The organism is Streptomyces boluensis (assembly GCF_009908195.1).
Lineage (GTDB): Bacteria > Actinomycetota > Actinomycetes > Streptomycetales > Streptomycetaceae > Streptomyces > Streptomyces boluensis.
The window spans coordinates 40275-48450 of sequence record NZ_JAAAHS010000012.1 but is presented as its reverse complement, the minus strand read 5'-3'; the positions used below and the strand labels follow the sequence as shown (position 1 = coordinate 48450).

Genomic DNA, 8176 nt, shown 5'->3' with positions numbered 1-8176 from the left:
GGGTCGGGGGCTGAGCTGTCGTACGGCTGGGAGGGGTTCCCCACTTCCCGGCTCTCGGCTCGCAGCTCCCGGTTCGCGTACGTGCGAGTGGGTCCGGAGTGGTCGGCCGGGTCCCCCAACTGCCGTACCCCTGAAGCTGGTTGAAGCGGGAGGGCCGCCCCGGCACCGAAGGCCTACGGGACGCTCGCGCTCCCTACCGCCGTCAGCAGCGGGCGCTTCGCCTCGTGGCCGTCGCCCGAGGAGCGGCCGAGGAGGCGTCGGCCGATCCAGGGGCCGAGGAACCCGGCCGCCCAGCGTGCCTCGGTGGCGGCGGCCCGCAAGCCGGCCGGGCGTGGGACGTCCGGTGGCGGCAGCGGATGCGTCCAGGCGTCGTCGCTGCCCGGCAGGCCCAGGGCGTGCGCGACGGCCGCGGCGATCCGGTCGTGGCCGAGCGCGCTGGCGTGCAGACGGTCGGGGCTCCACAGGCGCGGGTCGGTGACCACGTCGTGGTGGGAGGTCTCGGCGACCACGACGCCGTGGCGCTGCGCCGCGTCCCGGATGCGGTCGTTGAGGGCTGCCACGCGCGGGGCGAGCGGGCGCGCGAGCGGCGTGATCCGGGCGACGTCGGGGAAGGTCAGGGTGGCCACGCGGGCCCCGGACGCGGTCAACTCGGCGAACATCGCCTCCAGTTGGGCGGCCACCTCGTCCGCGTCGAAGCCCGGCCGCAGCAGGTCGTTGACCCCCGCGACGACCGTGGTGAGGTCGGGGCGCAGGGCGAGCGCGGGCGCCAACTGCTGGGCCCGTACCTGCCCGGCGAGGCGGCCGCGTACGGCCAGGTTGGCGTACCGCACCTCGGGTTCCGCCCGCGCGAGGCGCTCCGCGAGACGGTCGGCCCAGCCGCGAAGTCCGGTGCGGTCGTCGCCGTCGCCGATGCCCTCGGTCTGGCTGTCGCCCAGGGCGACGTAGCGGAGGAAACGGGTCTCGGTCATGCGGTGCCCCCGTGCCGCTCGCGGTCGGTGGTGGCGGTGCGGCCGTCGAGGATGCGCAGGGCCCGCTCGCCCCAGCGCAGGTTCTCCTCCTCGAAGGAGATGCCGCGCAGCAGTGTCAGATACGGGCCGACGCGCTCGCCCTCGCGCAGGAACGTGTCCTCGTCGAGGTCGCCGAGCAGATGCGCGCGGACCCGTTCGTACCGGGCGAGTTTTCCGTGCGCCCACTGGATGCGTTCCTCGATGTGGGCGCGTACGGCGGTGGGGTCGCCCGCGTCCAACGCCTGGACCTTGACCATGAGTTCGTCGCGGGCGGCGGTGGGCTTCGGCTGCCGGGCGGTGAACTCGGCCAGGTCCTGACGGCCGGTCGGGGAGAGCGTGAACATCCGCTTGTTCGGGCGCCGTTCCTGCGCGACGAGGCGGGCCTGGACGAGGCCGTCGTCCGTCAGGCGCTCCAGCTCGCGGTAGAGCTGCTGGGGGGTGGCCGCCCAGAAGTTGGACACCGACACGTCGAAGATCTTCGCCAGGTCGTAGCCGGAGGCCTCGCCCTCCAGGAGGGCGGCCAGGACCGCGTACTTCAGAGACATATGGACACCATACAAGGATGCGATTACTGTCGCCCGCACCTATTCACCAAGTTGACTAAGGAGTGCCCGGTGACGCATCCGTTCCGTACGGCCGTGGAGGCGGACGACCACGAGGCGATCGAGGCGCTGCTCGCCGAGGACGTCGTCTTCACCAGCCCGGTCGCCTTCCGGCCGTACCACGGCAAGGCCCTCACGGCGGCGATCCTGCGCGGCGTCTCGCGCGTCTTCGAGGACTTCCGCTACGTACGTGAGATCGGCGGCCCCGACGAGCGCGACCACGCCCTGGTGTTCACCGCGCGGGTGGGCGACCGTGAGATCACCGGCTGCGATTTCCTGCACCTGGACGAGCAGGGCCGCGTCGACGACCTGATGGTCATGGTCCGCCCGATGTCCGCCGCGCAGGCGTTGGCGGTGGCGATGGGGGAGCAGTTCGAGCGGATCAGCCGGGAGGTGGAGGTGTGATCGCGTTGCTGGGGTGGTCAGTTGAGCAGGCGGAAGCCGGGCCTGCTCGCCCACGCCCTGAGGAACGCGGCTGAGCCGTAGGCGGCGGGCCGGGGAGTGGTCGTCGTGGCGACGAGCCCCGGAAGCCCCTCTACCAACTCCGCTTGGTCCGCCCGCAGTTCGGCGTTGGCGATGCCGCCGGTCACGTCCATGACGGCCGCGGTCAGGAGCGCGGTGACCACGTGGTCGACCGGGGCTCCGCAGAACGCGATGACATCGACGGCGTGGGTCGGTGTGAAACCGATGAGGGGTTCTGGATCGGGCTCGTCGCTGTCGTAGGCGTGCTCCGCCGCGAACACGGTCCCGTCGCCGATGCCGGGCCCCATCACGGATACGCGGACGGGCCGGTGCCGGGAGTTCTCGGTGCCCTGGGCGTCGGCGTCGTCCGGGATGCCGAGGCGCTCCGGCCGTACGGACAGGTCGTACTCGCCGCGCCGGAGCTCCCCGAACGACGACGAGGCCTCCTTCAGTACGTCGCGGAGCCGGAGCAGCGTCGCGTCGGAGGGCGCCTCGGCCAACTCGATCACCAGCACCGGTCCGGTCATGGGTGGAGCCTAGGCGGTCGTCGCCAACGCGGGGACGGGGCAAGGGAGTTCCGCCCCTCGGTACGCCCCGAGCCTCACGCCCCGAGCCGCACGCCCCGCCCCCGTACGGGAAACTCAACCCCCCACATACTCCGCGAGATGCTCACCCGTCAGCGTCGAGCGGGACGCGACCAGGTCGGCCGGGGTGCCCTCGTACACGATCTTGCCGCCGTCGTGGCCCGCGCCGGGGCCGAGGTCGATGATCCAGTCCGCGTGGGCCATCACCGCCGGGTGGTGCTCGACCACGATCACCGTCTTGCCGGAGTCCACCAACCGGTCGAGCAGCGCGAGGAGTTGCTCCACATCGGCCAGGTGGAGGCCGGTGGTCGGCTCGTCCAGGACGTACACGCCGCCCTTCTCCGCCATGTGCACGGCCAGCTTCAGGCGCTGCCTTTCACCGCCGGAGAGCGTGGTCAGCGGCTGGCCGAGCTTGAGGTAGCCGAGCCCGACGTCGGAGAGCCGCTGCAGGATCTTGTGCGCGGCCGGGACGCGCGCTTCTCCGGTGCCGAGGAACTCCTCCGCCTCGGCCACCGACATCGCGAGCACCTCGCTGATGTCGCGCCCGCCCAGGTGGTATTCGAGGACCGACGCGTCGAACCGTCGCCCCTCGCACTCCTCGCAGGTGGTGGCGACGCCCGCCATCATCCCCAGGTCGGTGTAGATGACCCCGGCGCCGTTGCAAGTGGGGCAGGCGCCCTCCGAGTTGGCGCTGAACAGGGCCGGCTTCACGCCGTTGACCTTCGCGAAGGCCTTGCGGATCGGGTCGAGCAGCCCGGTGTACGTCGCCGGGTTGCTGCGCCGCGAACCGCGGATCGGGGTCTGGTCGACCGAGACGGTCTCGGCCCCGGCCGGCATCGACCCGTGGACCAGGGAGCTCTTGCCGGAACCGGCGACTCCCGTGATGACGGTCAGCACGCCGAGCGGGATGTCCACGTCGACGCCCTGGAGGTTGTGCGTCCGCGCGCCCCGGATCTCAAGGGCGCCGCCGGCCTTGCGCACCGTGTCCCGTACCGCGGCCCGGTCGTCGAGATGGCGCCCGGTGACGGTGTCGCTGGCCCGCAGCCCTTCGACGGTGCCCTCGAAGCAGACGCTGCCGCCGTCGGTACCGGCACCGGGGCCGAGGTCGACGACATGGTCGGCGATGGCGATGGTCTGCGGCTTGTGCTCGACGACGAGCACCGTGTTGCCCTTGTCCCGCAGCCGCAGGAGCAGGTCGTTCATGCGGCTGATGTCGTGCGGGTGCAGGCCCGTGGTCGGCTCGTCGAAGACGTACGTGACATCGGTGAGCGAGGAGCCGAGGTGGCGGATCATCTTGACGCGCTGCGCCTCACCGCCCGAGAGGGTGCCCGAGGCGCGGTTCAGGGAGAGATAGCCGAGGCCGATCTCCACGAACGAGTCGAGGGTCTGCTGCAGCGCGGTGAGCAGCGGCGCCACCGAGTCGTCGGCGAGCCCGCGGACCCACTCGGCCAGGTCCCTGATCTCCATGGAGCAGGCGTCGGCGATGCTGACCTTCTTGATCTTCGAGGACCGGGCGCCCTCGCTGAGCCGGGTGCCGTCGCACTCGGGACAGGTCGCGAAGGTGACCGCGCGCTCCACGAACGCCCGGATGTGCGGCTGCATCGACTCCTTGTCCTTGGACAGGAACGACTTCTGGATCTTGGGGATCAGGCCTTCGTAGGTGAGGTTGACGCCGTTGACCTTCACCTTGGTCGGCTCGCGGTAGAGGAAGTCCTGCATCTCCTTCTTCGTGAACTTACGGATCGGCTTGTCCGGGTCGAGGAAGCCGGACTCGGCGTAGATCCCCACCGTCCAGACGTTGTCGGACTTCCAGCCGGGGATGGTGAACGCGCCCTCGGAGATCGACTTGGTGTCGTCGTAGAGCTGCGCGAGGTCGATGTCGGAGACCGAGCCGCGGCCCTCGCAGCGCGTGCACATGCCGCCGGTGCGGTGGAACGTGACCTTCTCGGTCTTCGTCCTGTCCGCGCCCCGGTCGACCCGGAACCCGCCGCTCGCCGACACCGAGGCGGTGTTGAAGGAGTACGCGCCGGGCGGGCCGATGTGCGGCTCGCCGAGGCGGCTGAAGAGGATACGCAGCATCGCGTTGGCGTCCGTGGCGGTGCCGACGGTGGAGCGCGGGTCGCTGCCCATGCGCTGCTGGTCGACGATGATCGCCGTGGTCAGGCCGTCGAGAACGTCCACCTCGGGCCGCGCCAGGGTGGGCATGAAGCCCTGCAGGAACGCGCTGTACGTCTCGTTGATCAGCCGCTGCGACTCGGCGGCGACGGTGTCGAACACCAGCGAGCTCTTGCCCGAGCCCGAGACCCCGGTGAACACCGTGAGCCGGCGCTTCGGGATCTCGATGCTCACGTCCTTGAGGTTGTTCTCCCGCGCACCGTGCACACGGATCAGATCGTGGCTGTCGGCAACGTGCGGCGCAGGCGACTGCGTGTCCTTCTTCGTGGCCCTGCTCATCGTGTCTCCCTCTCGATCTGCCGTACGGCGCCGACCCTGCGGCCCCCCGTCGGCATCGCCTGCGGTGAATCCAAGCAGCTTGCGGCAGCGCCCTCTTGCCGTTTGCGTGGGCTCGGGCGGGGCTCAGCTGTCCTGGAGCAGTCCGAGGACATTGCCGTCGGGGTCGACAACGGTGGCCACCCGCCGACCGGGCCCGACCTCGTGCGCGGGCTCCTGCAGGGTGGCCCCGGCGGCGGTCAGCTCGGCGAGCTTCGCCTCGATGTCCGGGACGTGCCAGTACGAGACCGGCGCGGTCATACCCTGCTTCGCTCCGCCCGGTACGAGTCCGATGTGCTGGCCCGCGGCGTCGAACCCGACGTAGTACGACTCGTCCGCCTGCGGTGCGACGCCGAGCAGCGCCTCGTACACCGCCTTGGCCTTGGCCAGGTCGGACACGGGGTGCAGCACGGTCTTGATGCCCTGGGTGGGGGTGCCGGTCATGATCGCTCCTGAGGTGGTGGGCGGCGTCGGCCGCGGCGGCCGAGCTCCATGCCAGCCAGGCTAGGCACGGCGGGGGAGGCGCGCTTCTCGAATCCTGACCGGTTCGGTGCGGGTCGTTGCGGCTTGCTCGCGGGGCGGTTCGCTCACGGGGCGGTCGCTCGCGGCGTGGCTCGCTCACGGTGCCGGTGGGATCGCGGTCTCCGCGGTGAGTGGGTCGTGCGGGCCCGGCGTCGATGGCGTCGGCGGAGGCGTGGACGGTGTGCGGGCGGCCCGGTTCCAGTGCCGTACGGCCGCGCTGCCGACCAACGTGCCGAGCACAGCGCCGACGGCGTCCTCGGTCAGCGACACCACGGTGAGGATCGGCAGCATCAGGATCACGTTCGCCGCGACGACGCTCGCCCCCTCCGGCCCGCTCGGCACCCCGGAGTGGATCAGCGCCATGGTGATGGCCATGATCAGCGTGGTCTGCAGGGCGGTGACGAAGAACGACGGCATGTCTGGGCAGTGCGCTCAGCGTCCCCCGGTGGCCTCGCGCCCGCCGCCTGGTCACGGCCGGACGGGCGGTACGGCGGCGACGGGTTCAGCGGGGGAGTGGCCCCGGAACTGGTGTCAGTGCTGGTCGGCGAGGCGCCTGCCGCCTTCGAGGAGGGTCTTGAGCGCGGCGAGGATCATGATCCAGCCGCCGCTGACGCTCTCCAGCATCTTGCTGTCCGGGCTGTCGAACTCGTCGTGCGTGATGGTCAGTTTGACCCCCGCGGAGGCTTCCTCGGCGGGCTCGATGTCGAAGGTGACACGCGAGCGCTCCTTGACGGCCCGCTCCCACTCCTCGTCGGAGGTGATGCCGATCATCTCGCGGTGCATGGGCTGCAGGGTGTGCCACGTGTACGACAGGCGCCGCCCCGGAACCGCTTCGAGGACGCGCTGGCCGAGCTCCTCCGCCTCGCCCTCCGGGCCCATCTTCCACTTGACCGTCGAGCCGACCTCCCAGGTGGACCGCGGGCCCCAGCCGTCCATGTACTCCTTGATGAACTCCCAGTCGGTGAGCGCCTCGTAGAGCTTCTCCGGGGTGGTCTGGATGTAGGTGACATAGACGAACTCGGGCTTGCTCATGGTGCTTCCTTCCAGATTCCGCTTGAGGCGGGAGAGGGTCGCGAGGCGGCCCCGTTCGTACGAAGCGATCCAGCGGTCGGCGATCTCCTGGATCGGGACCGGGTTGAGGTAGTGCAGCTTTTCGCGGCCGCTGCGGACGGTCGATATCAGGCCGGCCGACTCCAGTGCGGTCAGGTGTTTGCTGACCGCCTGGCGGCTCATGTCGAGTCCTTCGCCGAGCTCCCGCAGGCTCAGGCCGTTGCGGTCGTTGAGCCGGTCGAGCAGGGCCCGGCGGCTCGGGTCGGCGAGTGCGCGGAACACCTCGTCCATGGTCACGTCCTCCACTATAGGCAACCATTTGGTTGCCCTTCAAGCCGACGGTGGGTGCGCACGGGGGCGCGGGTGGTGTGCGGGTGGTGAGAGAGGGGGGCAGTCAGGCCGAAGGTCAGGCCGCTGACCAGTGCCCCGGGTGGGTGACCGTGTCCGGCAGCTGGGTCGTCGCGTCGCCGTGGGCCGCGTTGACCTGGGCCTGGGTCAGGAAGATCGCGCCGCGCAGGTCCGCCCCGGAGAGGTCGGCGTCGCGCAGGTCCGCGCCGATCAGGTCGGCCGTACGCAGGTCGGCCCCGGAGAGGTCGGCGGCGATCAGGAGGGCGCCGCGGAGGTTGGCGCCGCGCAGGTCGGCGCGGCGGAACCGGGCGCCGATCAGGTCGGCGCCGCGGTGGTTCTTCTTCCGGCCCGGCACGGTGGCCCGTGCGAGTTCACCGGCGCGCTGCAGCAGGACGTTGACCTCGCCGCGCAGTGCGGGCACATCCACGGCGGCGACCGTCTCCGCGTCCGCGCGGGTGGTCTCCCGGATGCCGGCCTGGGCGCGCCGCAGCTCCGCGTGGACCGGCCGTGACGTGGGCAGCGCCAGCGCCTCGCCCACGTACCAGAGCAGTTCGTGCAGGTGTCGCATCACCGGGAAGGTGGCGAACATCTGCTGTGCGCCGGCCGGTTCGGCGCGCCAGTCGCGGCCGCCGAAGGTCACCTGGGAGACCTGCTGTCCGGCGCCGAAGCAGTCGTACACGGTGCAGCCCGAGTAGCCGCTGTCCCGCAGCCGGGCGTGGATGCCGCAGCCGAAGTCGGCGCGCAGGTTGCCGCACGGGGTGCCCGCGCGCTTGTCGGCGGCGAAGTCGGCGGACGCGGCGAAGGGGAGCGCCACGCAGCAGAGCCCGAAGCATTGGGAACAGTCCGCCTTGAGGTCGCGCCGGGCGGCCCCGGCTTCCTCGGCGGCACGGCGGTCTCGGTCGGCGGCGGACTGCTGGGGCACGGCGGCGGGTCTCCAGGAGCGGGGGAACCGGTGCGCGGGGTGCGTCCGGGGCGCCCATTGTCCCCGACGGAGCGCGTCGCCCGCGCAGGGGCGGGTGCTGCTCAGCCGTGGTCGACGCCCGTGGTCGCGGTCGGGGGGCGTCGTCGTGGGTACGGCGTCGGGCGTACGTCGACGGCGGTACGGGAGGGG

At 71.4% G+C, this 8176-nt stretch carries 9 protein-coding genes; 1 reads left to right on the top strand and 8 read right to left on the bottom strand.

The window, feature by feature from the left end; all coding sequences use genetic code 11:
* Positions 1 to 173: 173 nt before the first annotated feature.
* Both GUY60_RS03345 and GUY60_RS03340 read right to left on the bottom strand, forming a co-directional pair.
* Entirely contained in the window at positions 174 to 968 is a 795-nt protein-coding gene (locus tag GUY60_RS03345) for an SGNH/GDSL hydrolase family protein (protein WP_161693544.1), read from the bottom strand.
* Complete coding sequence (locus tag GUY60_RS03340; protein ID WP_161693542.1) at positions 965 to 1552, bottom strand: PadR family transcriptional regulator; 588 nt, start codon at positions 1550 to 1552, stop codon at positions 965 to 967. The genes GUY60_RS03345 and GUY60_RS03340 overlap by 4 nt, the downstream gene beginning before the upstream one ends.
* 69 nt (positions 1553 to 1621) lie before the next feature.
* Between GUY60_RS03340 and GUY60_RS03335 the strand changes: the two genes are divergently transcribed.
* The gene (locus GUY60_RS03335; RefSeq protein ID WP_312866165.1) at positions 1622 to 2014 is read left to right on the top strand and encodes a nuclear transport factor 2 family protein; all 393 of its coding nucleotides are present in this window, start codon (positions 1622 to 1624) and stop codon (positions 2012 to 2014) included.
* A gap of 17 nt (positions 2015 to 2031) precedes the next feature.
* Here GUY60_RS03335 and GUY60_RS03330 read toward each other — a convergent pair whose 3' ends face one another.
* From GUY60_RS03330 to GUY60_RS03305, 6 genes are all read right to left on the bottom strand, one after another.
* Positions 2032 to 2598, bottom strand: a complete 567-nt coding sequence (locus GUY60_RS03330; RefSeq protein ID WP_161693538.1) for a DUF6368 family protein — start codon at positions 2596 to 2598, stop codon at positions 2032 to 2034.
* 114 nt (positions 2599 to 2712) lie between these two features.
* A complete protein-coding gene (locus GUY60_RS03325; RefSeq protein ID WP_161693536.1) occupies positions 2713 to 5109 on the bottom strand; it encodes an ATP-binding cassette domain-containing protein in 2397 nt (798 codons plus the stop codon).
* A gap of 123 nt (positions 5110 to 5232) precedes the next feature.
* Entirely contained in the window at positions 5233 to 5589 is a 357-nt protein-coding gene (locus GUY60_RS03320; RefSeq protein WP_161693534.1) for a VOC family protein, read from the bottom strand.
* Positions 5590 to 5763: 174 nt separating this feature from the next.
* The gene (locus GUY60_RS03315) at positions 5764 to 6084 is read right to left on the bottom strand and encodes a hypothetical protein (RefSeq protein WP_161693532.1); all 321 of its coding nucleotides are present in this window, start codon (positions 6082 to 6084) and stop codon (positions 5764 to 5766) included.
* 114 nt (positions 6085 to 6198) lie between these two features.
* The gene (locus tag GUY60_RS03310; RefSeq protein WP_161693554.1) at positions 6199 to 7008 is read right to left on the bottom strand and encodes an ArsR/SmtB family transcription factor; all 810 of its coding nucleotides are present in this window, start codon (positions 7006 to 7008) and stop codon (positions 6199 to 6201) included.
* Positions 7009 to 7123: 115 nt separating this feature from the next.
* Positions 7124 to 7987: a pentapeptide repeat-containing protein gene (locus tag GUY60_RS03305; protein ID WP_161693530.1), complete on the bottom strand. Its 864-nt coding sequence runs from the start codon at positions 7985 to 7987 to the stop codon at positions 7124 to 7126.
* Positions 7988 to 8176 lie beyond the last annotated feature (189 nt).